General features: G+C 36.1%; 24 protein-coding genes and 2 pseudogenes. 24 read left to right on the top strand and 2 right to left on the bottom strand.

The genetic code is table 11. The features are described from left to right. Window positions 1-77 precede the first annotated feature (77 nt). The 6 genes from ACFQ18_RS01795 to ACFQ18_RS01770 all read left to right on the top strand — a co-directional run bounded on the left by ACFQ18_RS01795 (window position 78) and on the right by ACFQ18_RS01770 (window position 7,754). Window positions 78-1,622 (top strand): ABC transporter substrate-binding protein, encoded by a 1,545-nt coding sequence (locus tag ACFQ18_RS01795; RefSeq protein WP_047184105.1) that lies wholly within the window; start codon window positions 78-80, stop codon window positions 1,620-1,622. Window positions 1,623-1,688: 66 nt separating this feature from the next. Further along, window positions 1,689-2,633, top strand: coding sequence for an ABC transporter permease (locus tag ACFQ18_RS01790; protein WP_047184104.1), 945 nt, complete (start codon window positions 1,689-1,691; stop codon window positions 2,631-2,633). Then, window positions 2,633-3,448 (top strand): ABC transporter permease, encoded by an 816-nt coding sequence (locus tag ACFQ18_RS01785; protein WP_047184103.1) that lies wholly within the window; start codon window positions 2,633-2,635, stop codon window positions 3,446-3,448. Before ACFQ18_RS01790 ends, ACFQ18_RS01785 begins: the two co-directional genes overlap by 1 nt. 30 nt (window positions 3,449-3,478) lie before the next feature. Then, a complete protein-coding gene (locus ACFQ18_RS01780; protein WP_225310393.1) occupies window positions 3,479-4,468 on the top strand; it encodes an ABC transporter ATP-binding protein in 990 nt (329 codons plus the stop codon). Further along, window positions 4,465-5,310, top strand: a complete 846-nt coding sequence (locus ACFQ18_RS01775; protein ID WP_240473204.1) for an ABC transporter ATP-binding protein — start codon at window positions 4,465-4,467, stop codon at window positions 5,308-5,310. Before ACFQ18_RS01780 ends, ACFQ18_RS01775 begins: the two co-directional genes overlap by 4 nt. A 704-nt stretch (window positions 5,311-6,014) precedes the next feature. Then, the gene (locus ACFQ18_RS01770; protein ID WP_060667736.1) at window positions 6,015-7,754 is read left to right on the top strand and encodes a phospho-sugar mutase; all 1,740 of its coding nucleotides are present in this window, start codon (window positions 6,015-6,017) and stop codon (window positions 7,752-7,754) included. Window positions 7,755-7,817: 63 nt separating this feature from the next. Here ACFQ18_RS01770 and ACFQ18_RS01765 read toward each other — a convergent pair whose 3' ends face one another. Beyond that, the gene (locus ACFQ18_RS01765) at window positions 7,818-8,267 is read right to left on the bottom strand and encodes an Hsp20/alpha crystallin family protein (protein WP_060667735.1); all 450 of its coding nucleotides are present in this window, start codon (window positions 8,265-8,267) and stop codon (window positions 7,818-7,820) included. Between the two features lie 179 nt (window positions 8,268-8,446). Here ACFQ18_RS01765 and ACFQ18_RS01760 point away from each other — a divergent pair. From ACFQ18_RS01760 to ACFQ18_RS01720, 9 genes and pseudogenes are all read left to right on the top strand, one after another. Beyond that, window positions 8,447-8,632 (top strand): annotated as a pseudogene (locus ACFQ18_RS01760) (FAD-dependent monooxygenase); the annotation flags it as partial. Window positions 8,633-8,650: 18 nt separating this feature from the next. Next, window positions 8,651-8,776: pseudogene (locus ACFQ18_RS01755) on the top strand (hypothetical protein); the annotation flags it as partial. Window positions 8,777-8,978: 202 nt separating this feature from the next. After that, on the top strand, window positions 8,979-10,013 hold the full coding sequence (locus ACFQ18_RS01750) for an ABC transporter permease (RefSeq protein WP_060667733.1): 1,035 nt from the start codon (window positions 8,979-8,981) through the stop codon (window positions 10,011-10,013). A 1-nt stretch (window position 10,014) separates the two neighbouring features. After that, complete coding sequence (locus ACFQ18_RS01745) at window positions 10,015-10,701, top strand: ABC transporter ATP-binding protein (protein WP_060667732.1); 687 nt, start codon at window positions 10,015-10,017, stop codon at window positions 10,699-10,701. A gap of 131 nt (window positions 10,702-10,832) precedes the next feature. Next, on the top strand, window positions 10,833-11,513 hold the full coding sequence (locus ACFQ18_RS01740; RefSeq protein WP_060667731.1) for a response regulator transcription factor: 681 nt from the start codon (window positions 10,833-10,835) through the stop codon (window positions 11,511-11,513). Further along, window positions 11,510-12,889, top strand: a complete 1,380-nt coding sequence (locus ACFQ18_RS01735; protein WP_060667730.1) for a sensor histidine kinase — start codon at window positions 11,510-11,512, stop codon at window positions 12,887-12,889. The genes ACFQ18_RS01740 and ACFQ18_RS01735 overlap by 4 nt, the downstream gene beginning before the upstream one ends. Window positions 12,890-13,045: 156 nt before the next feature. Beyond that, on the top strand, window positions 13,046-13,432 hold the full coding sequence (locus ACFQ18_RS01730; protein ID WP_060667729.1) for a hypothetical protein: 387 nt from the start codon (window positions 13,046-13,048) through the stop codon (window positions 13,430-13,432). 126 nt (window positions 13,433-13,558) lie between these two features. Next, window positions 13,559-14,338 carry an ABC transporter ATP-binding protein gene (locus tag ACFQ18_RS01725; RefSeq protein WP_060667728.1) on the top strand — a complete coding sequence of 260 codons (780 nt, stop codon included), beginning with the start codon at window positions 13,559-13,561 and terminating at the stop codon, window positions 14,336-14,338. 250 nt (window positions 14,339-14,588) lie between these two features. Then, window positions 14,589-15,284, top strand: a complete 696-nt coding sequence (locus ACFQ18_RS01720) for an abortive infection system antitoxin AbiGi family protein (protein ID WP_047184099.1) — start codon at window positions 14,589-14,591, stop codon at window positions 15,282-15,284. A gap of 14 nt (window positions 15,285-15,298) precedes the next feature. Here the strand turns inward: ACFQ18_RS01720 and coaW are convergent, their stop codons facing one another. Next, window positions 15,299-16,099 carry a type II pantothenate kinase gene (gene coaW / locus ACFQ18_RS01715; protein ID WP_145542826.1) on the bottom strand — a complete coding sequence of 267 codons (801 nt, stop codon included), beginning with the start codon at window positions 16,097-16,099 and terminating at the stop codon, window positions 15,299-15,301. Window positions 16,100-16,378: 279 nt separating this feature from the next. Between coaW and ACFQ18_RS01710 the strand changes: the two genes are divergently transcribed. The 9 genes from ACFQ18_RS01710 to ACFQ18_RS01670 all read left to right on the top strand — a co-directional run bounded on the left by ACFQ18_RS01710 (window position 16,379) and on the right by ACFQ18_RS01670 (window position 25,196). After that, on the top strand, window positions 16,379-17,020 hold the full coding sequence (locus ACFQ18_RS01710; RefSeq protein WP_060667726.1) for a 5-bromo-4-chloroindolyl phosphate hydrolysis family protein: 642 nt from the start codon (window positions 16,379-16,381) through the stop codon (window positions 17,018-17,020). Then, window positions 17,021-18,178 carry a toxic anion resistance protein gene (locus ACFQ18_RS01705; protein ID WP_060667725.1) on the top strand — a complete coding sequence of 386 codons (1,158 nt, stop codon included), beginning with the start codon at window positions 17,021-17,023 and terminating at the stop codon, window positions 18,176-18,178. 533 nt (window positions 18,179-18,711) lie between these two features. Beyond that, window positions 18,712-19,941, top strand: coding sequence for an NRAMP family divalent metal transporter (locus ACFQ18_RS01700; RefSeq protein WP_060667724.1), 1,230 nt, complete (start codon window positions 18,712-18,714; stop codon window positions 19,939-19,941). Between the two features lie 32 nt (window positions 19,942-19,973). Then, complete coding sequence (gene pxpB / locus ACFQ18_RS01695) at window positions 19,974-20,699, top strand: 5-oxoprolinase subunit PxpB (protein WP_047184094.1); 726 nt, start codon at window positions 19,974-19,976, stop codon at window positions 20,697-20,699. Window positions 20,700-20,704: 5 nt separating this feature from the next. Beyond that, window positions 20,705-21,469, top strand: a complete 765-nt coding sequence (locus ACFQ18_RS01690; protein ID WP_047184093.1) for a LamB/YcsF family protein — start codon at window positions 20,705-20,707, stop codon at window positions 21,467-21,469. Between the two features lies 1 nt (window position 21,470). After that, window positions 21,471-22,424 carry a 5-oxoprolinase subunit C family protein gene (locus ACFQ18_RS01685; protein WP_047184092.1) on the top strand — a complete coding sequence of 318 codons (954 nt, stop codon included), beginning with the start codon at window positions 21,471-21,473 and terminating at the stop codon, window positions 22,422-22,424. Window positions 22,425-22,457: 33 nt separating this feature from the next. Then, window positions 22,458-23,240, top strand: a complete 783-nt coding sequence (locus tag ACFQ18_RS01680) for a putative hydro-lyase (protein WP_204797884.1) — start codon at window positions 22,458-22,460, stop codon at window positions 23,238-23,240. Between the two features lie 378 nt (window positions 23,241-23,618). Beyond that, a complete protein-coding gene (locus ACFQ18_RS01675) occupies window positions 23,619-24,737 on the top strand; it encodes an RNA-guided endonuclease TnpB family protein (RefSeq protein ID WP_047184090.1) in 1,119 nt (372 codons plus the stop codon). Between the two features lie 195 nt (window positions 24,738-24,932). Beyond that, on the top strand, window positions 24,933-25,196 hold the full coding sequence (locus ACFQ18_RS01670) for a hypothetical protein (protein ID WP_060667721.1): 264 nt from the start codon (window positions 24,933-24,935) through the stop codon (window positions 25,194-25,196). Window positions 25,197-25,256 lie beyond the last annotated feature (60 nt).

The following is a 25,256-nucleotide window of genomic DNA, read 5'->3' as shown; positions in this document are numbered from 1 at the left end:
GAGATGTAGAGCTAAAAAGTTCATAAAAACAAGGGGAAAGTTTTTTATATGATAATACTTTTGGGGGATCGTTTAAAATGAAACTAGTTAGTAAATTAGCTTACATAACCATTGCTATTCTTTTATTAGTAGCATGCTCAGGCTCTAATACAGAAGAATCTAATGGAACTGTAAAAGGCAATAAATCGGAAACATTGAATCAGGACGAAGTAATCAAAATCGCCATGAGTACAGAAGTAGATAATTTAGATCCTTACATATCGGCTGCAACAGACACACAGTCTATGATGGACAACGTATTTGACGGACTGCTAGATACAGATGAAACTGGCAAACTAATTCCAGCGATAGCTGAGTCTTATGAGATATCAGATGATGGCTTAACCTATACGTTTACATTAAAAGAAGGAGTAACATTCCATAATGGTTCTGACTTAACAGCTGAGGACGTTATCTATTCTTATGAAAGATTAAGTGGATTAAATGGAGAAGAACCTCTTTCGTCCCAATTTGAAATGATAGAAAAAATAGAGGCCCCGTCTGACTATGAAGTGGTAATTACGTTAAAAGAAAAAAACTCTGCATTTTTAGCTGCGAATATTCGTCCTATTTTACCCGCAGATTATGAAGAACAAAGTACGAACCCTATAGGTGCAGGTCCATTTAAGTTTAAGGAATATCAAGTTGGACAGAAACTAACATTGGCAAAGAATGAAGAATACTATGACCAACAAAATATACCTGAAATAAGTGAAGTTCAATTTATTGTGATGCCAGATCCAGAGGCTGCCGTTCTAGCCATGAAGTCAGGTGAAATTGACATCATTCCTGGAATCACCCCTCAAGGATTGCTTCAACTAGGTGATTCTATAAATACGGTATCTGGTCCACAAAATATGGTTCAATTAATGGCATTAAATCATGATGTGGAACCATTAAATGATGTCCGTGTCCGTCAAGCTATCAACCTAGCAATTAATAAAGATATGATTATTGAAACAGTAGCAGATGGAAAGGGCACGAAACTAGGGTCGAATTTTAGCCCTGCGATGGATTTTTACTATGAAGCGGGATTAGAAGATGTGTATGCTCCAAATATCGAGGAAGCAAAATCATTATTACAAGAAGCCGGGGTTCCGGATGGCTTCCCTTTAGAATTAACGGTACCATCTGATTATTCATTTCACGTAGATACAGCGCAAGTGATTGTGGAACAATTGAGTCAAATTGGTATTGAAGTAAATATTAAACCGATTGAATTTAGTTCCTGGTTAGAAACGGTTTATCAAAATGCACAATATGAAGCAACAGTTGTTTCATTTACAGGAAAATTAGATCCGTATGAGATACTCGTAAGATATGTAAGTGATTACCGTTCTAACTTTGTTAATTACGAGAATAAAAATTATGATGAATTAATTAAAAAGGCTATTGCTGCGACAGATATGGAAGAGATGGCAGGGTATTACAAAGAAGCCCAACGTCTATTAACAGAAGATGCGGCAAGTGTATATATTATGGACCCTGATCGTACGATTGCAATGCGAAGCGATTTAGAAGGGTTAAAAATGTACCCTATTCAGAAGTTTAACTTAGAAGATTTGAAAATTACGAACCAATAGTTTTATTAAGCGAACAGTATTAGAGGATCCACATACTGTTCGCATTTTAGTAAGGAGACCGAAACGATGAGATATTTTCTATATAAACTATCAAGCTTTATTACTACGATAATCATTGTTTCTATTATGATCTTTTTCGTTTTTCAACTTTTACCTGGTAACCCTGCGCAAATTATATTGGGAATCGACGCTGATCCGCATCAAGTAGCACAATTAGAGAAACAACTCGGTTTAGATCGTTCCCCAGTTGAAAGATATATGGACTGGGTAACGGGTGTTTTGCAAGGGGACCTTGGAGAATCTTTACGATATCAACTACCAGTAAGTGATATCGTAATAGATAGAATGCCTGTTACTGCTTCACTCGCCATTCTATCTTTATTATTTACGGTTGTAATTGGGGTACCTTTAGGAATTTTTATTGCTCGATCAGATGGAAAGTGGATTTCAATCTTTTTAAACGTATTGACCCAACTTGGAATCTCCATTCCTTCTTTTTGGTTTGGCTTTATTCTTATTTTAATTTTTGGTGTGACATTACAATTATTTCCAACCTATGGGTATGTACCATGGTCGGAAGACTTTCTTGGTGCTTTACGTTCATTTTTCTTACCATCATTTGCAATAGCGATTGGAAATATTGCTATCGTCATTCGCTACTTACGAAATACAATATTAGATCAGTCCAAAATGGATTACGTTCGCACTGCTAGGGTGAAAGGACTAAAGGAACGTTCTATTTTATACGGTCATATTTTAAGAAACTCGTTAATACCGGTATTAACGATTATGGGATTGCTTATAGCTGATACGCTTGGTGGTAGTATTATCATTGAAAATGTATTTTCCTTACCGGGACTTGGAAATTTACTCATTCAGTCCATTACGTCTAGGGATTTTCCATTAGTTCAGTCGATGGTATTATACATTGCAATCATCGTTCTTCTCATTAATTTCATCGTGGATATGTTATACAAGGTTATTGATCCAAGAATTCGGCTTAAGGGGTGATGAACTTGAAGAAGGCAAAGAGTATTCCGTTTTATATAGGCGTTGGATTAATTGTATTTTTACTTTTAGTAATGATCATAAGTATTTTTTATACCCCGTATGATCCGAACGCCATGGATTCCGCTAATCGTTTGGCTGCCCCTTCAATGGAACATCTATTTGGTACGGATAACTTTGGTAGAGATATTTTATCCCGAATAATGGAGGGATCTCAGACCGCATTTATCATTGGAATTTCATCTGTTACAATTGGATTCATATTTGGCTTTTTATTTGGAGCCATTGCAGGATATTTTGGTGGTTGGTTTGATGAAGTGATTAGTAGATTTATAGATGCGATGCTTGCTTTTCCTGGTATTCTTCTTGCTATTATGCTCATTGCAGTATTTAATACAGGAATGACGAATACCATTATCGCTTTAGGGATTATGAGCATCCCATCTTTTGCTAGAATTACGCGAAGTAGTTTTATTCAATATAAAGAATATGACTTTGTTAAAGCCAGCATTGCCAAAGGAGCCGGTTCATTCCGAATCATTTTCCAACATATTTTACCAAATGCAATCTCTCCTATTTTAGTTGCTGTTGCATTAAGTTTCTCAGGAGCAGTTTTATCTGAATCAGGATTAAGTTATCTTGGGCTGGGCGTACAACCACCAGATCCTAGTTGGGGACGAATGTTAAAAGAAGCACAAGCCTATATAGCATCCGCTCCATGGTACGTTATTTTAACAGGATTAGCGATTACGTTTTTGGTTTTAGGATTTAACTTACTTGCAGATGGCTTACGGGATAAACAAGATAGAAAAGCATAACCCATTCTGTGATATGAGGAGGACAAAACATTGTGTACACCAATACTAACCGTGGAGAATATGAACGTTTCCTTCGAATTAGTTAATGGAAATTACAAGGCATTAGAAAATATAACATTCTCTGTTTATCCAAATGAGGTTGTTGGAATTGTTGGAGAATCTGGTTGTGGAAAAAGTTTAACATCTCAAGCAATCTTAAGTGTTTTGCCTAAAAATGCAATACTAGAATATGAAAAGATGGAATATAAACAAGTAAGTTTAAGGGGATTAAGAGACAAAGATTGGCGAGAAATTCGTGGAAAGGATATTTCTATGATATTCCAAGAACCTATGTCTGCTTTAAACCCTTTAATTACAGTAGGAAAACAAATAGCAGAAGTATTAAAAGTACACACTTCCCATTCAAAGGATGAAATAAAAAAACAGACGATTGAAATGATGAAAAAAGTTGGACTGCCTCGAGCTGAAGAGTTGTACAAAACATATCCCCATCAATTGTCTGGTGGGATGCAACAACGAGTTGCTATAGCAATTGCTCTTATCGCAGATCCTGATCTTATAATTGCTGATGAACCGACAACCGCACTAGATGTGACGATACAAGCCCAAATATTAGCTTTATTAAAAAAAATAAAAAGTGAGCAGAAATCATCGATGATATTTATATCTCATGATTGGGGGGTCATACGGAACATTTGTGATCGTGTACTTGTTATGTATGCTGGACATATTGTAGAAGAAGGTGCTGTATCGGAAATATTAAAAAATCCGAAACATCCCTATACAAAATCATTAATTCAATCTATACCAGATCATCGAAAACGTGGTATGGAGTTATTTACCATACCGGGAAAAGTTCCTTCTTTACAAGATAGAAAAATAGGTGTATGTCCTTTTGCTGATCGTTGTTCTCATCGCTTTGATGCATGTCATATAGAAATGCCAATGACAAAAGAAATAGAAGGAACACATACAGTAAAGTGCCATCTCTATACAAAAGGAGCTGGGCTTACGTCATGACTATACCAATCATTGAGGTAGAAAACGTATATAAATATTATAAACAAGCACGAAAAAGCTTCTCAGATAAAAATAAATATGTTAAAGCTGTCAATGGTGTAAGTTTTTCTTTATATGAAGGGGAATCATTTGGTCTCGTTGGCGAAAGTGGATCAGGTAAATCAACGCTTGGTCAGGTTATTCTTCAATTGATTAAACAAACTTCTGGAACCGTAAAATATAGGGGAAAGAATGTATCCACGTATACAAAAAAGGAATTAAAAGCATGGAGAAAACAAGTACAAATTGTTTTCCAAAATCCGTATGCATCGCTTAATCCCAAAAAGACAATTGGCTGGATAATGGAAGAACCATTAAATATTCACAGAATTGGAAATAAGGCGTTTCGTAGACAAAGAGTAATGGAGGTTCTTGAAGAAGTGGGACTGGATCATACGTTCATGGATCGCTATCCTCATGAATTAAGTGGTGGGCAGAGACAACGCATTGCTATCGCATCAGCCATTATTTTAGAACCGGAATTTATGGTAATAGATGAGGGTGTATCGGCACTGGATGCTTCCGTTCAAGCACAGATTTTAAATCTTCTAAAACGATTACAAAGAAAATATAGACTGACATATTTATTCATTTCTCATGATTTAAACGTTGTCCAATATTTTTGTGATAGAGTTGCTGTTATGTACTTAGGAGAAATTGTAGAGATTGGAGAGACGGAAGAGTTAGGAAGAAGCCCAAGACATCCATACACTAAGGCACTGTTCTCCTCGATTTTATCACTAGATGAATCGGAAGAGTTAAAACTATTGGATGGAGATTTACCTAGTCTTTTAGAAATATAGAGGCTTATCTATTTCATAAAAGATGCATGTATGTAATGGATCTTTGCAAAAACACTAAAGAAAAACGACAAAATTTAGATAATCATCATGAAGTTAGTTGTCACTTATCATTTAAAAAGTAAATAGAAAGCATTCTACCTGAATTAGTGCAAACAAGGCACTGTCAACGAAAGGCTAGTAAATGCTCGATTTCTAATTTCTTTATAAAAAAGACTATGGACTCTAATTTTGTTAGTGAATCATTTTTTACCTGTCGAATAACCTGTTTTACTTATATTCAGTGGAACATTTCCCCGGAAATAATCGGATTTTTACACTTCTGTCGAATTATTTCAAGGTTAATTAACCTTTGTGTCGATTTATAGCGCAATAAGAAGACAAGACATCTTTGATTTAACGACGTTCGGCAAGTATAATGAAATAGACTGTTAATCACATTTTATATCTCACCTAAATAGGCAGTAAGACTCCCATCTTAAGCTTCTGGGGAAACAAAGAAGGTGGTAGGCGGGAGATTAACTGCCCGTTTAGGTCCGATTAGTACGACTAACCATCCGAGGGATATGAAAGAAAACCACCATTGATGGAAGTCTTCTTTATTAAAAACTTGCGATCCGTTTTGGGCTGGGCGGATGCCTAAGTTGCACTTATGCAGTCCTACTAAAAAGATAAGTAATCTATTAGTTTGAACGGAGGAATTAGACTTGAGTTGGGAAGCGAATTACGAGAAGTGGAAACATTTTTCTGAATTGGATCCGGAATTAAAACAACAATTAGAAAGTATTGCAAATGATCCAAAACAGTTGGAAGAACATTTTTATAAAACATTAGAATTTGGAACTGGTGGAATTCGGGGAGAGCTTGGCCCTGGAACGAACCGTATGAACATATATTCAATTAGAAAAGCGACAGAAGGATTAGCCAAGTATATAGAAAGTCATGGAGAAGAGGCCAAAAAACGTGGAGTCGCCATCGCATACGACTGTCGTTTTAAATCACCTGAATTTGCAATGGAGGCCGCAAAAACATTAGGAAAACATGGAATACATACATATGTTTTTGAATCGTTAAGATCCACACCTGAATTATCTTTTGCTATAAGATATTTACATGCCTTTAGTGGGATAGTTATTACTGCAAGCCACAATCCTCCCGAATACAATGGATATAAAGTGTACGGGGAAGACGGTGCTCAAGTAACACCAGAAGTAGCGGAAGAAATTATTGCGAAAGTAAACGCTGTAGACAATGAATTGGCGGTTGAAGTAGGGGACGAGGAACAACTTAAAGCAGCTGGTCTTATTCATATGATTGGTGAAACAGTTGATCGTGCCTATTTAGAACAGCTAAAAACTGTAAACCTTAACGCGGAAGTTATTCAACAAGTGGCAGATGATTTCAAAATTGTGTACACTCCATTACATGGAACAGGAAACAAACCAGTACGTAAAGGATTAGAAGCAATTGGATTTAAATATGTTCAAGTGGTAGAAGAGCAGGAACTTCCGGATTCTAGTTTTTCGACTGTTAAATCTCCTAACCCTGAGGAGCACGCAGCGTTTGAATTAGCAATCCAATATGGTGAAGAGATTCATGCGGACATATTACTTGGGACAGATCCAGATACCGATCGTGTTGGGGTTGCAGTGCGTAATGAAAAAGGGGAATATCAAGTACTAACTGGTAATCAAGTTGGAGCATTATTATTACACTATTTAATTACAGAACAGAAAAAACAAGGTACATTAAAATCTAATGCGACCGTTCTTAAAACCATCGTAACATCTGAAATTGGACGAGATATTGCAACAACACATGGACTAGATACGATTGATACCTTAACCGGGTTCAAATTTATCGGTGAAAAAATTAGGGAATTTGAACAAACAGGAGAAAAATCCTTCTTGTTTGGTTATGAAGAAAGCTATGGTTATCTTGTGAAACCTTTTGCACGTGATAAAGATGCAGTACAAGCTTGTATGCTTATTGCAGAAGTTGCAGCTTACTATAAGACAAAGGGCATGACGTTATACGAAGGTCTTTTAGAAGTGTTTGAACAATATGGGTATTACCGTGAAGGATTAGAGTCATTGACCTTAAAAGGGAAAGATGGGGTCGAACAAATCAACTCTATTTTAACCGCTTTTCGCGGCACCCCTCCAAAAGAAATGGGTGGTAAATCCATAGTAGAAATCGAGGATTATCAATCTAGCAAGCGTCAATTAGTGAATGACGACAAAGTGGAAACGATACATCTTCCAAAATCGAATGTACTAAAATACAAACTAGAAGATGGATCATGGTTCTGTCTACGTCCATCAGGAACCGAACCTAAAATTAAATTCTACTTTGGGGTGAAAGATAACACATTAGAAGCTAGTGAAAATAAACTAGAAGGACTTCGAAATGCTGTGATGGCAAAAGTTGAAGAAATAAATAATTAAAATAAACAATAAAGGTAGTGACTTTATTAATAAGAAGTCACTACCTTTATTCATGTGGATTCATCATTCATCAATATTAATAAATTTTCGTTTCGAGTTTTTCTTCGGAATGATCACTTTTAAAAGTCCATTTTTAAAAGATGCTTTTGTTTCTTTTTCTGGAATTTCAAAAGGGACTGTAATAACTCGCTCCTTATATTGGAAGGATTCTTCATGACGATAAGAAGAATTTTGTTCATCCTTTTCAGAAAAACTTCTTCTATCTTCCACTATAATTCTTAATTGGTTTCCGGTTATTTCCAATTTAACTTGATCACGGCTATATCCTGGTAATTCTGCATGCACAATGATTTCACTATTAGTTTCTTTTACATCAATGGGAAAAGAATTTAGATTAAAATTCTTTTGAAGATGTTTAAACGATTCATTAAACACAGAATCTAACCTTCGCACGAAATTACGAACCGGTGCCATATCCATATCAAATCCATCGGGGAAGTTTCCTTTCTTCACGTTAGACACTCCCTTTCTTTTTCTTTTCATATTAAAATGCTTAATATAGAACTTTTATTATTACTGTATGTATGATCTCGACGAAAAGTTTGGGTACTTATTCTTTTATTCAGGTAAAAATAAAAGGGACTGAACAAAAAAATGTATATGACAGGTAAGGAACTACCTTCGGGAGAGTAACATTGCTAGGTGATGCAGCACATCCGATGTATCCAATAGGGTCAAATGGTGCTTCCCAAGCTATTTTAGATGCAGAGGAATTAGGAAAAGTTTTTGATCAAGATTTAACCGTAGAAGAAGCATTGAAGGCTTATGAAGAAATTAGGCGCATTCCGATAACAAATATTGTGAAAAGTAATCGATAAAACGGCCCGGATAGTGTTAGGCAAATCGTGGAAGAGCGTGCACCGGAAGGATTTGAATCTTTAGATGATGTAATATCACAGCGGGAATTAGAAGATATAGCTAATCAATATAAAAAAATCACTGGATTCGATCGTGCGAAATAAACGGGCTTCGGTATTAACATATAAATTTACAATTGAACTATAATTCATAGAAAGACGCTTGAGGATGAATAACTTGAGCATTATTTACATTGTTTAAGAGTTGCTTTTGATTCAGTAGACTACAGAATTATTACTGTTCATCTTCCGTTCATATTTGAGTCATAAACTAATAATGTCAAAAAGGGATTGGAGGAAATGAAAGATGAACATTGCTTGGAAAGAAATCAAGAAAAATAAAGTAAGATTTTTAATTTTAGGTTCCATTGTTTTTCTTGTAAGTTTATTAACATTTATTATATCTGGTTTGGCAAACGGATTGTCGCAGGACAATGCTGCATTAATTAAAGATTTACCAGATGGAGAGTTTTATATGACGGAGGATTCAGACCAAACCTATAACCTGTCTAGAATAACTAAAAGCACTGAAGATGAATTGTTAAAAAAGAACCAAGATGCTGTTGCGTTTTCCATTCAAATGGGATTTTTAGATGACAGCGGTGGGAAGCAACGTAGTGTTGCTTTTGTAACATCTACTGATTCAAAATTATTTACAAATGTTGAAAAAGGAGAAATTGTACTAGATAGCTCTATGGAGGATGAGGGTATAAAAACGGGTGATACCTTAACGAACAATCAACATAGTGGAAAATTTATTGTAAAAGGTTTTGTGGAACAAAAGAAATTCAGTCATTCCCCCGTTGCTTATATAAATATGGAGGATTATCAAGAAATGAATCATGTTGAAGAAATGCAATTGGCCTTCATACCAGGAAAGGATGCTTTACAAGAATTCAAGGGATTGCAATCATTTTCAAAAAAGGACTTTCTTAATACTATTCCAAGTTATAATGCTGAACAAATGTCTTTAAATATGATTGTTTGGTTTTTGGTTGTAATTAGTGGCATGTTGTTTGCTATATTTTTCTACATGATGAATGTTCAAAAAATTGGTTTATACGGTATTTTAAAAGCAATTGGAATGAAAACAAGGGAGCTATTCAAAATGATGTGGACACAAATGATTTTTATTACTGTCATTGCGCTTATTCTGTCTATTACGCTTAGTCAAGTGTTTAATGTGATGGTACCTAAAGGAATGCCTTTTAATTTAACCTTTGAAACAACCGTTCAATTATCACTAGTCTTCCTAATTATTGGTTTTATTGGGGCCACACTCTCTGGTTTACAAATAAAAAAGGTCGAACCATTACAAGCAATACAACAAGGAGAGGTTTAAAATGACAATATTCACACTTGATAAGGTAAGAAAAACGTTTACGAATGGAGAAATAAAGGAAGAAATATTAAAAGGAATTACCCTTTCTCTTAGGGAAGGAGAGGTAACAGCATTAGTTGGCGCATCGGGCTCTGGTAAAAGTACACTCCTTACCATAGCTGCAGGACTTCAACCAGCGTCAAATGGACAAGTTATATTCGATGGTAATAATATGACTGCTATGGGTTCTGAACAAATTCGAAAAATACGAGCAAGTAAATTTGGTTTTGTCTTTCAATTTGCACATCTTGTTCCTTTTCTCACCGTTGAAGAACAACTAATGCTAATGCTAGATGTTTCTGAATCAAAATTAAAGAAACATGAACAAAAAAGAGAAGTTAAAAGAATTCTAGAATTAGTTGAAATGGAACATCGGAAAGCTGCATATCCATCTTCATTATCGGGCGGGGAGAAACAACGGGTTGCATTCGCTCGTGCGATAATCCATCAACCTAAAGTGCTCTTTGCAGATGAACCGACTGCAAGTTTAGATTCAAAAAGGTCACAAGATGTTATGTCGTTAATCCGAGAATTAACTAAAACGTTGAACATTACCACATTAATGGTTACCCATGATGAAGAAATGCTTTCCTATGTTGACCATATTATTAAAATGAGCGATGGAATGGTTATGTATAGTGAAGATTAGAAAAGTGGTATAGCACCTTTGATTTTAATTGAAGTTTTACGAGCTGACTATGGTTTGAAATTATTTCCTATTGGATGTATTTTTAATTTAAAAGAAAACTAATATGTTGATTATAAATAGGAGAATACAGAATGACAAATATTCTAATTGCAGACGACGATAGCCATATTTTACAGCTGGTGAATATCCACTTATCCGAAGCTGGGTATAAAGTATTTCAGGCAAAAGACGGAACGGAAGCATTGGAAATTCTTAATAGACAAGCGTGTGATTTGGCTGTGGTAGATGTAATGATGCCTTTTATGGATGGGTATGCATTAATTAAAGAGATTCGAAAGAAATATGATATTCCAATCATCCTTTTAACAGCCAAGAATCAAATTGAGGATAAAGAAGAAGGGTTTCGATCTGGGACGGACGATTACCTGGTCAAGCCCTTTGAACCAAAAGAATTAAATTTTAGAATAGAGGCTTTATTGCGGCGATATGATAAACAATTAGATGAATCTATTATTCGCCTAGGAAGTACAACTATCAATAAAAAGAACTACGAAGTTGAGGTTGGAGACCGAACAATTATTTTGCCCCTAAAGGAATTTGAACTATTGCATTTTTTATCTTCTAATCCAATGCAAGTGTTTTCCCGGGATCACTTAATTGAACAAATATGGGGGATGGATTATGAAGGAGATGAACGCACCGTAGATGTCCACGTAAAAAGATTGAGAGAGCGTTTTTCTAAATTTACCGATGATTTTCAAATAAGAACGGTACGTGGTGTTGGGTATCTGCTGGAGGCCCGACGTAGATGAAAACTCTTTATTTGAAATTTGTTGTCATTACGATTGGAATCATGATTTTAAGTAGTATTTTTGCATTTATCCTATCCAATACGTATTATCAACAAAAATTAAAACCGTATAACGATCAAAAAAATACTAACATTGCATTAGACATTGCTGAATTTGCTGACAACCATCCGAATATCAATCTGAAGGAGTATTTAGAGAATATCTCTTCCATTGGGTATCAAATTTACTTGATTGACAATTCCGGAAAAGAATCCTATTATGGCGCACCGTTTCGAAAAAAAACACTTTCTAATTCTACTAAAGAAAGTGTATTAAATGGTGAAGTTTTTCATGGTATGCTTCATTTCCCACAAGAAACATTTGTTACTGGTTTCTTTGCAAATGAATTAAAAAATACGATTGGTATACCGTTAAAACATAAGGAGAAAGAGTATGCTCTTTTCATTAGGCCAGATATTAAACTCCTTTTTAATGAGATGCATATCCTATTTGGCTGGCTGCTTGCATTAACAATTATACTGAGTATTGTGATAGTCATTTTTAGTACAAAATATTTAGTAAATCCAATCTCAAAACTTACAATTGCTACAAAATCACTCTCTAAAGGGAATTTCAATGTGGAACTTGATATTAATCGTCATGATGAGTTAGGAGAACTTTCACATAGTTTTCTACGTATGGCAAGAAAGTTAGAACAAATGGATGATATGAGGAAAGAGTTTATCTCGAACATTTCTCATGATATACAATCCCCTTTATCCAATATAAAAGGGTATACGAACCTATTGGATAGTGAATCATTAGGTCTGGAAGAGAAAGACCAGTACATTTCTATTATCAACGGTGAAATAACAAGACTTTCGACCTTAACCAAACAATTATTACTTCTTGCTTCATTGGATCGTAATGAGGATATTATGAAAAGAAAGCCATTTAATGTTGGTGAACAAATGAAAGAACTTGTACGAAATTATCAGTGGCAAATGGATGAAAAAGGCATTATGCTTGGGTTCACTTTGCCGGATGTAGAGATAACTGGGGATCCGTCTTTGCTTCATACAGTTTGGGATAATCTGTTAACAAATGCCATCAAATACAATAAGTCTAATGGAAGTATTGAAATATCCTTGGAAGCAAAGGGAACATCCGTATTGGTAACCATTGAAGATACTGGGATCGGATTAAATGAAAAGGAAAAAGAAAGAATCTTTGATCCCTTTTATCGGGTAGATACAGCAAGGACGCGTTCAGTTGAGGGAACAGGACTGGGGCTATCCATTGTTGCTACCATCGTTAAACTGCATGGTGGACAGATTCATGTAGATAGTGCGGAAGACGAAGGAACTACCTTTGTTGTTGAATTGCCTATAAGTTAGTTTTGCGCTTTTATTTCATGCAAGACCCATGGAAGTCCATCCATTGGTTTGCATGATTATTTTTTGACATATGTTCATTTTCCGTTCATATTCTGGAAGTACAATACAGAGGAATGATTTAAAAAAGAAGAATGAACAAATGGAGGGTAATTTTGTATGAATAAAAATAGTAAAATTCTTTTACGATTTGCAGGAGTTTTTGGGTTGATAGGAGCAATATTGGGCGCACATATGGCTGGTTCAGGCTCCTATGCATTTCGTCCAGTTCATGCACATATCCTTGTCGTAGGCTGGTTAACTCTTTTTGGATGGGCAGTTTTCTATAAGGTATTCCAAACAAAAGAGACCGTTTTGACCAAGTTACATGTTTGGAGCGCGATGATAGGATCTGTAGGCTTAACAGTGGGAATGTGGCTATATATGGTTAAACCGTTTAACCTACCTGAAGGTGTAACTCTTTTGTTATATATCGGAGGTGGAGTTGCATTACTTTGGAGCTTTCTCATGTTTTTCCTAATAACGTTATTTATTAAAGAAGAATAATAGACATCATCGAATGACATGAAACGTTGAAATCAATATGGTAAATGCAGGAAATTAGATAATAATGTCGAATAAATAGCATATATATAGTCTTTTAGGATAATGTGCAGTACGAGGGGGATTCGTGTGGAAACAGTAGTAGATATCCAGGATGTTTCATGGAAAAGACAAGGGAAATCAATCCTTTCTAATATAAATTGGAAAGTAGAAAGGCGAGAACATTGGGCAATATTAGGCCTTAATGGTTCTGGAAAAACAACATTACTTAATATGATTAATGGCTACATATGGCCAACGACGGGCAACATTTCTGTTTTAGGACAAACGTTTGGGCGAACAGATTTACGGGAGTTACGTAAATCAATCGGATGGGTTAGTTCATCTCTTGGGGAACGGATAAAAGGATCTTCGCTTGTAGAAGAAATTGTCTTAAGTGGGAAGTTTTCCTCCATTGGTTTATACGATTCCTATACTGAAATGGATAGAAATAGGGCTCTAGAAATGATGGAGAAGCTTGGTTGTAGTAAGCTGGTCGGGAGAACCTACCAAACTTGTTCCCAAGGTGAGAAACAAAAAGTGTTGATTGCTAGAGGACTAATGGGATCACCTAAACTGCTTATATTAGACGAGCCAACAAATGGCCTTGATTTTCTTTCTAGAGAAGATTTACTTCTAACAGTGGATCGGTTAGCTCGGCAAGAAAACGCTCCTACGATTATATTCGTAACACATCATGTGGAAGAAATTTTACCTGTTTTTTCTAAAACATTATTATTACGAGAAGGTTCGGTTTACGCTCAAGGCTATACAGAAGAAATTTTCACAAAAGAAAACCTATCGCAATTCTTCTCTACCTCTGTTGAAGTGGAATGGAAACGTAACCGAGCTTGGATGTCTTTGCGGTAGCTATAGATACTAAAGTCGTTGTTCCTTGTTTTAGATGCAACGACTTTTTAGTAGTTAGAATAATAATGAAGTAAAAGAATGTTGTCGAATTACAATATAAGCCTAAGGAAGTGGAGAAAGATCAAGAGAAAGTAAGGGCTTTTTTGTTAATATGTTCGTTTCTCTTTAATTGGATGAGTAACTAGTTTAGATAATGTATGAAAAAAGATTGTTATTTTGGCTAGACTAAGTACTAAAAAGGGGAATGTATATGGAACTTATCCAAAGATATGTTTCCAAGGAATTGACACATTTTGTTGGTCGACATAAACCGGAGCATGAGCGATTTGACTTGCTTATTGATATCATTCGGAGCGGTTGGCTTTTACATAAAGACATTGGCGGAAACATAAAAATTAACCCAAATGCTCATGGGTTAGAGAATATTGTCATACCAGGAATTACTTGTTTTGCAGATATCCCGATAAATGATTTATCTCTCCATATGGAAAAGTATAGTAATTTTGGTTTAGCTTTTAAAAAGGATTTTCTTGTGGAAAAAGGAGCCAATCCAGTTTATTATCTTGCTACAAATGGAATAGTTGGAGATTCGAATAAATGTGCTAGGGAAGCATATTTTAAGGAAAATGTAAAAGGTTATTTTACATGGGTGAATGAATTAAAGAAGATGTTTAAAGAACAAGGATTTTCACCGGAACATCTGGAAAACCTTGAACGACTAGATTCCTTTCTCATTAAACATATTTTCGCTTATTTCAAACCTTTTGATGCCTCTAAAACAGATGCAGATGAAGATAATTATTATTTAGAAAGAGAATGGCGGATTGTCGGCGATGTGAAGTTCCATATACATGACATTACAAGAATACTGATACCAGAGCGATATGGGAAAAAGTTAAGAGAAATGCTTCCCAATTATTACGGGCAAATATCCTTTACAGAATGAAAATCGGCATCCTATTAAATGAGGGTGCCGATTGCTCCAGCATATGAGCCTTTTTCTAGAAAAATTGGTTCATATTGCATCATACCTTGAAATCCACTTAAAACTTCTTTTAAAGGTTTATTTCCGTTTAACGTACTTCCTACAAATACTATCTTTTCAACCCCTGTAATTTTGGCTGCTTGACTAGCCAAAGAAATAACCGTTTCTCCGATTAGTCGAATAAGTGCTGCTACATGATCTTCCACCCTTGCTTGCATATTGAAGTGGGCTTTGCCAAAGTTAGCTGCGGTAAGTTCTCCCGGAATTGGTGGCTCATTTGGTGCATAAATATCCCGCACCAATAAATCACTTTTTTGACTAGAGCCTTTCTCAGCAAGATTTATAAGATGTTGATAATTTCCTCTTCCAGTAAGGAGCGAGCCGAGTCCCATCAATGTTCCACCACCAATCCCACTGCCTAGAAGCCGATAAGATTCTTCTTCTTTTACGTGAAAGATAGATGTTCCCGTCCCTAGGCTTACAAGAATAAAGTCATCTTGAAAGCTTGGATTTTCACGCTTTACAAGAAAACGTGCGCCTTTTGTTACTGCGTCAAATTCTTCTATGTACACACATTTTTGCATCACTTGTTCTTTAATGGAGGTGCTTTTTCCACCAGTTATGTAGAGTGTTGCGTCGGGGTTAAGCATTGTTAGCCACTGGATTAGATTCTTTGATTCATCATTTCCGTATGTTTTTACATGGAATTTCCCTTTTTCTTCATACGCTATTTTAAGTAATGAACCTCCGGCATCAATCCCAATTTTATTTGTCATCGGAATATTCCTTTCCATATTAAATTTAATTTTAGAAAGTATTAAGCTTTTTCTTGCATAGGTGCAATTAAGGTATCCCCACAGCATAGTAGTGAATACCAAGTTTTCTAATACTCTACCATATGCGAATTATTTTGACAATTATCTGAACCCGTTCTCTAGTTTGGCTTGTTTGGACAAATTTATTAAAATGAAGATATATGAAACCTTTTGGGGTATGAATACGTATTAGAAGGGTAAATAAAAGATAATCAAGTTTGAAAATAGGAGATGAACCATTTGAGGACATTTGTTCTATTTATGATACAGTCGATTTCATCATTCACTATGATGATTGCGATATGGCTTCTAAGTTTTTTAGCTTTGGAGCAAACATTTCTTCTTTCCAGTGTATATGCTTTAATTAGTGGAGGGTTAACGTTTCTAACTGTAGGAGGAGTTTCTAATAGACGTTTTGTAAAGAAAAATGGACTAACACATAAGGAATATAAATACATTGAAAAAAACTTAAAAGAAGCGAAAGAAAAAATATTACGCTTGCAACGCGCTTTAGTAAATGTTCGTAGTATTCAACATGCGAAACGAAACATTGAAATGATTCGTACCGTTCGAAAAATATATTCCAACACCAAAAAAGAGCCGAAGCGGTTTTATAAAGCAGAAGGATTCTTTTATGAACGTTTGGATTCATTAGTAGAGCTTGCAGAAAAATATTTCTTCCTCTCCTCACAACCAGCTAAATCGAAGGAAATGATAGTATCCTTACATGAGACAGACTCGACATTAAACAGTTTAAATGAATCCGTGAAGAAAGATTTATATATTATGCTAAATGACGATGTAGATACCTTACATTTTGAATTGGATGTAGCTAAGAATTCCATTAATCGCATGAAGAAAACGAACAGGGGGATTTATTAAATGAACGAATCAAAACGCTCGGATGAAATAGAGGATTTACTTGCCAATCCATTTGGAACTCAGGATGAATCACCAAAGGATATAACGGAGATAAAATCGAACGAAAATGTGCCGAAGAAGATGATTGACGGATTACAGGAATCGGACAAGCAAAAGGCTTATGAAATTGCGAAACAAATTGATCATAAATCGCCTGACTCTGTTATTATGTATGGAACGAATGCTCAAGCAAAACTACATGATTTTTCCCATTCGATGTTAGAACAGGTGGATAATAATGATGTACAGGAGATTGGTGGTATTTTAAATGATTTAATGAAGAAATTAGAATCCGTTAATCCAGATGAATTAAAGACAGAAAAAAGTGGTTTCTTATCAAGAATGTTTGGTAAAATCTCCAGTACGGTGAATGAAATCCTGTCAAAATACCAAAAAACAGGAGCACAAATTGATCGGATTAGTGTGAGACTAGATCGAAGTAAAAATGCGCTTATGAAGGATAATCAACTTTTACAACAATTGTTTGATAAAAATCGAGATTTCTATGATGCGCTTAATATTTATATCGCGGCTGGAGAAGTGAAAATCCAGGAACTTGAAATGACAGTAATACCAGAATTAAAACGAAAAGCAGAACGTAGTCAAAATCAAATGGATGTACAAGAAGTAAATGATACCATTCAATTTATGGACAGACTCGATAAACGTATTCATGATTTGAAATTAAGCAGACAAATTACAATGCAAAGCGCTCCACAAATTCGTCTCATTCAAAACACGAATCAGGCATTAGTAGAAAAAATTCAATCATCCGTTCTGACTGCTATTCCATTATGGAAAAATCAAATCGCAATTGCCCTAACATTATTACGACAACGTAATGCAGTGGAAGCACAGAAACAAGTGACGCAGACTACGAACGATCTACTCGCGAAAAATGCGGAAATGTTAAAAACAAACACGATTGAATCTGCAAGGGAAAATGAACGGGGATTGATCGATATTGAAACATTGAAGAAAACCCAAGAAGATCTTGTTTCAACGATAGAAGAAACATTGCAAATTCAATCGGAGGGACGCCAAAAACGTAAACAAGCCGAAATAGAACTACAAAATATGGAGAATGAATTAAAACAAAAGTTATTGGAACTAAAATAGAAGGTAAAGAGGCACTGGGGCTGGAAATGCTTTGGTGCTTCTTTTTTTAAATATAAACTAAAAACTACTTCTTCTAATTTATCGTAATTTGGGGGAGTTTGCAGTAGCCTTGGTGTTTATACTAGACAAAAAAATTAAAAATCCCTTATAATTTTACGTATACTGTAAACATTCTAACTGTATTTATCCTACCTTAACGGCAGTAAGATTCCCACCTTAAGCTTCTGGGGAAACATAAAAGTAGGTGGGAGATCAACTGCTCGTAAAGGCCCGATAAGTGCGACTAACCATCAGCAGGGGATAAAGGAAAACCCCTACTGATGGAATCCTTCTTTATCGTTTTTTTCGGCAGATAAGAATGGATAAACATTGTAATCTAGTATAAGTGCAACTAAGGCATTGGCCATAAAGGGTGGCTATGCCTTAGTTTTATAATTTCATGACAAACATTTGGGGAAACAACCTAAAGAATAGTACGAGAAAGAAGGGAAATCCTAAATATTACGAAGAAACACCTAGGAGGAAAGAATTACATGTCGGATAAGAAGAATAGTGGAAAACCATTGCTGTCAGAAAAGGAGAAAAAAAATAGAAGCCGTGCTTTGATTGGTGCTGCTTTTCTTATGGCAACTTCAGCTGTTGGACCTGGATTTTTAACCCAAACAGCAGTTTTCACCGAAACGCTTTTAGCTAGTTTTGGATTTGTAATCCTTGTATCCATTATTTTAGATATTGGAGCACAGTTGAATGTATGGAGAATTATTGCAGTATCTGGTAAAAGAGGCCAGGAGATTGCCAGTGCAGTGATTCCCGGATTAGGAATAGTGGTTGCCCTCTTTATTGTGATTGGTGGGCTTGCCTTTAATATTGGAAATATTGGTGGTACCGGACTTGGGCTTAATGCTTTACTCGGAATTAATCCGAAAGTTGGTGCAATCATTTCAGCCGCTATTTGTATTTTTATTTTCCTGTCTAAAGAGGCGGGAGCAGCAATGGATCGAATCGTGAATATTCTAGGTGCTGTACTTCTTGTTTTAATTGCTTATGTGATGTTTGTCAGTCAACCACCCGTTGGCGATGCGGTGTATCGAACGTTTGTTCCTTTGGAATTAGATTTTTATGCGATTATTACAATTGTAGGTGGAACGGTCGGTGGTTATATTACCTTTTCTGGCGGGCATCGCTTATTAGATGCAGGAATTAAAGGGAAAGAGAGTATACCAGAGGTTACAAAAACTTCTATAACGGGAATTATAGTTGCCTCCCTTGTTCGTATTTTATTATTTTTAGCAGTATTAGGTGTTGTTTATGCCGGTGTTCATCTGGATCCATCCAATCCAGCAGCAACTGTATTCCAATATGCAGCAGGCGACATTGGGTATCGAATATTTGGTCTAGTGTTATGGATTGCCGGAATTTCTTCCGTTATCGGTGCTGCGTATACTTCGGTATCTTTTTTACGAACGTTTCATCCGAAGATTGAACAGTATTATCAGTATTGGATTATTGGATTTATTTTGTTTTCTACCATTGTTTTTGTATTTATCGGCGAGGCGGCAACATTGCTCGTTTTAGCTGGAGCAGTAAATGGACTGATTTTACCTTTAACATTAGGACCAATGCTTTTTGCAGCACATAATAAGAAAATAGTTGGTGATTATAAACATCCTTTATGGTTAACGGTGTTTGGTGCGATTGTCGTTATATTAACGGCGTATTTAGGTGTGAGAACATTGATTCAAATGATACCGCAACTATTTTAATGGAAAGAAAAACTAGTAATGGTGGGGATAAGATGTTTCAAATTGAACCGTTAGGAGATTGTGGGATAAGAGTGCAATTAGGAAATTCTATCTCAAAAGAAACAAATGCTAAAATCCGCAGCCTTTCGTGGTTTATAGAAAGAGAAAAGATACGAGGCGTTATCGAATGGATTCCTACTTATACGGCGGTTTCCATATATTATGAGCCATATATAATTACATTTGAAGAAATAAAGCAACAAATAGAAGGCATGCGAGAAAAGTTAGAAAAAATAACATTGCCACCAGCAAATGTTATTAAATTACCTGTTTATTACGGTGGTGAGACAGGACCTGACTTAGAACGGGTTGCGAATCACAACCAATTAAGTATAGATGAGGTTATTCGCATTCATACAAGCTCGGATTATTTAATCTATATGATGGGTTTCACACCTGGTTTTCCTTATTTAGGTGGGATGTCTGAAAAAATTGCTACACCTAGACTGAAAGAACCACGATTAAAAATACCAGCAGGTTCCGTTGGAATTGCTGGTTCGCAAACAGGTGTGTATCCTATGGAAACCCCGGGTGGATGGCAAATCATTGGTAAAACACCAGTGAAACTATATGATCCCATGAGAAATAAACCTATTTTATTAAAAGCTGGGAACTATATTCGTTTCGTTCAGGTATCAGAATCCGAATATAAGGAGATAGAAAAACAAGTTGAAGAAAATAGCTATGAAGTAGAAATAGCATTTTATGAAGGGGAGTGAACGTTTTGGGGAATTACGTTGATTTAAATTGTGACTTAGGAGAAAGTTACGGTCCATTTAAAATTGGTCGTGATGATGAGGTCATGAAATACATTACGTCAGCAAATATTGCTTGTGGTTATCATGCAGGAGATCATAATGTGATTCAAAAGAGCCTACAAAAAGCAGTCGAAAATGACGTTGGAGTGGGAGCACATCCAGGCTTTATGGATTTGCATGGATTTGGTAGAAGAGAAATAAAGCTAGATGCGGACGAGCTTTATAATTTAATCGTTTATCAAATTGGAGCGGTTCAAGCTTTTGCAAGAATAAACAACTCAAAGCTAAATCATGTAAAACCTCATGGGGCATTATATAATATGGCAAGTAGAGATCAGGAGATGGCAGAAACGATAGCTCAAGCTGTTCATGATGTAGATCCAGAACTCATTTTATATGGGTTAGCAGGTAGTGAATTAATACATATGGGGAAGAAAGTTGGCTTGCAAGTAGCGGAAGAAGTTTTTGCTGATCGTACATACCAACCAGATGGAAGCTTGACATCTAGGAGTCATGCAAATGCCATGGTAACTGACCCAGATGAAGCTGTCGGACGGGTTATACGTATGGTTAAAGAAGGAAGAGTAGAAGCGGTCGACGGTTCAGATATACGGATTCAAGCAGATACCATTTGTATACACGGGGATAGTGAAAAATCATTAGAATTTGTGAAGAAATTAAATACAGAATTAACGAACAATGGAATTATTTTAAAAAGAGTAGGGATGTAACTTGGAAAATGCAGTTATAAAGGTAGAAAAATCTGGACTAACTACGTCAGTTCAGGACCTTGGAAGAACAGGATATCAACAATATGGAATGGTAGTATCTGGTGCAATGGATCCTTATGCCCTCCAAGTAGGGAATTTACTTGTTGGGAATGAACGAAACGCTGCTGGAATCGAGGCGGTAATCATGGGACCTAAATTACAATTTTTGAAAGATACTGTCATCGCTATTTGTGGTGCCGATTTATCTCCTCAACTGGATGGGAAAGATATCCCAATGTGGACTTCCATTTTCGTTCATAAAGGACAATCGCTTTCGTTTGGTCAGCCCAAGAAGGGTGTCTATACATACATTGCTGTTGCAGGTGGGATAGACGTACCGGTTGTCATGGGAAGTCGCTCTACCTATGTAAAAGCTGGGATCGGAGGAATCGAGGGTAGATTTTTACAAAAAGATGATTTGTTACCTTCTGGAAAAGTAACAGGGAAGAACAGAGTGAGAAGATTGCCCGATAATCTAATTCCTAATTATCAATCGGATCAAAAAATAAGAGTAATATTAGGACCTGATCGGGATGCCTTTTTACAAGAAAGTATCGAAACACTTTTGACTGGGACATATGAAATTACAAAACAGACGGATAGAATGGGTATGCGTTTAAATGGTCCAAAACTTCAACATGTAACAGGAGCGGATATTATCTCAGACAGTATTTTTCCCGGTACGGTACAAGTTCCAGCAAATGGTCAACCCATTATACTTTTGGCAGACCGTCAAACAACAGGTGGTTATACAAGGATTGCCACTGTCATTTCAGTTGATATTGCAAGGGTTGCTCAGAATTTACCAGGTAGAAAATTGCAATTTGAGGCAATAAGTGTACATGAAGCACAAACTTTACGTATTAAACAGGAAAAAATATTACATCAATTGGCAGTTGGAGCAGGGGTTTTTTAATAATGAATTTGATGAAATTAAAGGAGGTTATGCATCGTGAGTAAAACTACAGAAGAGATACGTCAACAAATCAGAACTGGGGAATGGCAAAAGCCGACAACTGGGTTAGCACCAGGGTATACACAAGTAAACCTAGTGATTTTGCCAAAGAAATATGCGTATGATTTTTTATTGTTTAGTATGCGTAATCCTAAATCATGTCCATTAATCGAAGTAACAGATGTCGGTTCCCCTGTACCGAAAAAGACGGCACCAACTGGTGATTTGCGGACAGATATATCAAAGTATCGTATTTATAAACATGGGGAATTGGTCGAAGAAGTTACAGACATCACCCCTTATTGGCAAGATGATTTTGTTTCCTTCTTAATCGGTTGTAGTTTCACATTTGAAAAGCCTTTAATAGATAATGGAATTCCAATTCGATACATTGAGGAAGGTAAAAATGTATCGATGTATAAGACAAATATTCTTTGTGAACCTGCCGGAGTTTTCCAAGGGCCAATGGTAGTAAGTATGCGTCCAATGAAACCTAATGATGCAATTCGTGCTACGAAAATTACGTCTAGATTTCCATCTGTTCATGGGGCCCCGATTCATATTGGCGATCCTTCCATGATTGGAATTGAAGATATTAATGATCCTGATTTTGGTGATCCTGTAACCATACATGAAGGAGAAATTCCAGTATTCTGGGGGTGTGGTGTTACCCCTCAAGCAGTAGTCATGGCAAGTAGACCAGAATTAGTGATCACCCATGCTCCGGGGTATATGTTTATTACGGACATGAAAGAGGAAGAGCATGCGGTGATTTAAGTTCCTGAAGTCGAAGCAAGAATGGAATACTTTTTTAATTGATACCTTCCAAAAAGGCATTCACCTATTCTGTGGTGAATGCTTTTTTTCTTTGCTAAAGTTAGACAATAATCCAACAGCTGCTGTGCTATAGTAATGAAAAGGGATATAAGAGTACATAGCTGTTGGGAGACGTAAACATGCAGTTATTTTTTAGCTTAGGAATAAGAATTACTATTGTGTTGTTTACCATTTTACGAGCTTGGCAGAACGCCCCTTATTTTAATGAGGGGATGAATGCCAAGTCTTTTATTTTTGAATAACTTTAATATCTAAGGCCTTTTAGGTTGATGATAGAACGTATGTTTGGTAAAATATCCCCATATGGGAGGTGAAAAAATGGCTACGAAAACTATATTAGTTAAACTCAAAAAGCCAACAAAGAAAAAGCATAAACAATTCATTTATGAGCAAAAGGAGTTTTCTAATTGCGTAAATGATTGTGTGGAACGCATTCAAAATGGAGAAAAAATTTCTTCAAAAGACGTACCATTCAACCTCAAATCCTCTATAAAAAACGAGGCTATTCGTCGCGCAAAAAAGGCTGTTTCTGATTATAGGAAAGGGCGAGCAACAACGATTCCTATTTTCAAAAAGTCACTTGGTGTGAAAATAAATAATCAAAACTGGAATTCCATAGAGAAAAATGGAAGATGGTACATTGCATTTACCTCTAATATGGGGAAAAAGGCACTACCGGTAGTAGAAACAAAAGATGTACAAACGTTTTTTCCATTTCTGACGCAAAAGAAGAAAGGGTTTCGTGGAACCATGGAATTGTTGCGTAAAGGAAAACATTGGTATGTGGCAATTCCAATACAAATAAGTTCAGAACTAGACTTTGAAAAGAAACATAAACGCATCTTTGAAAACATGAAACGACAAAAGTCTACATCTATTGGTGTGGATCTAGGGTTGGGACATATTGCGGTCGTTTCTGAACCCTTTAGTGGTAAAAGACAATTTTTTTCTGGTAAGGAAGTCGGTTATATGCGACGTCATTTTTGTTCCCTACGACGTTCGTTAGGTAAAGCAAAGGCGCTGCGCGTCATCAAACGTATAGGTAAAAAAGAAAGAGAATGGATGAAAGATTATAACCGAAAATTAGCTAAAGATATAGTAGATTTCGCTCTACAATTTGATAATCCAATCATAAAAATGGAAGCATTAGACGACATTCGAAAAACATGTCGTAGCATGAAGAGAGCAGATAAAACCATTCACTCGTGGTCTTTCTATCAATTAAAACAGTTCATCAAAGAAAAAGCTGCGAAACACAATATTCCAGTTGTAGATATTAACCCTTATCAAACAAGCCAATTTTGCGGATGTTGCGGTCATGCAGAAAAGAATAACCGCTACGGAGATAAATTCCGTTGCGTAAAATGTGGCTATACTTGTCATGCTGATTTGAATGCTTCAAATAATATTGCACGTAGCACAAGCTTGGCGGGGTAGTACGGAACAGTCGTGAGATAGGTTCGTATTATAGTTCAAGTGCCTAGGTGGTACAATCCAACCTAGGAGCCCCAAGTGGCATGGGGTATGGCAGTCATGTTAGAAGGTGGGCCAGAAATGGAACAACAAGGGATTGTCGGGAGACAAGCTCCCATCCTAGTGAACTGCTTCCGCCTCTTTTAAGAGGTTTCCACTTTGGAAGCTCGGTATTTTAATGCCGAGAGGGTGTCACCATATGCGAAAGAATTGGTCGTATTAGCTATCACATCTGGGAGTACTATTTCGATATTATTGTCCCCGTTAATTATGCCGGTTATTGTATTGAGTAGTGAGAACGGGTTAAGTTCGTTGAAAAATGGAATTCGTTTTAATTGGAAATATGCGGTTGTGATTTATGTGTTGGTGCAAGCATATGTACAGACAAAAGTTAGGATAAATAAATATGTAGATGATAAATAACTGTCGATATGAAGAGAGGGGTTTACAATTTTTAAATTTTACTATAATCTCATGTTTGAC

The sequence above is a fragment of the Oceanobacillus caeni genome (genome assembly GCF_042678465.1).
In the GTDB taxonomy this organism is placed as follows: Bacteria; Bacillota; Bacilli; order Bacillales; family Amphibacillaceae; genus Oceanobacillus; species Oceanobacillus caeni.
Note: the sequence above shows the minus strand (reverse complement) of the source record. Positions and strands in the feature narration are given on the sequence as shown.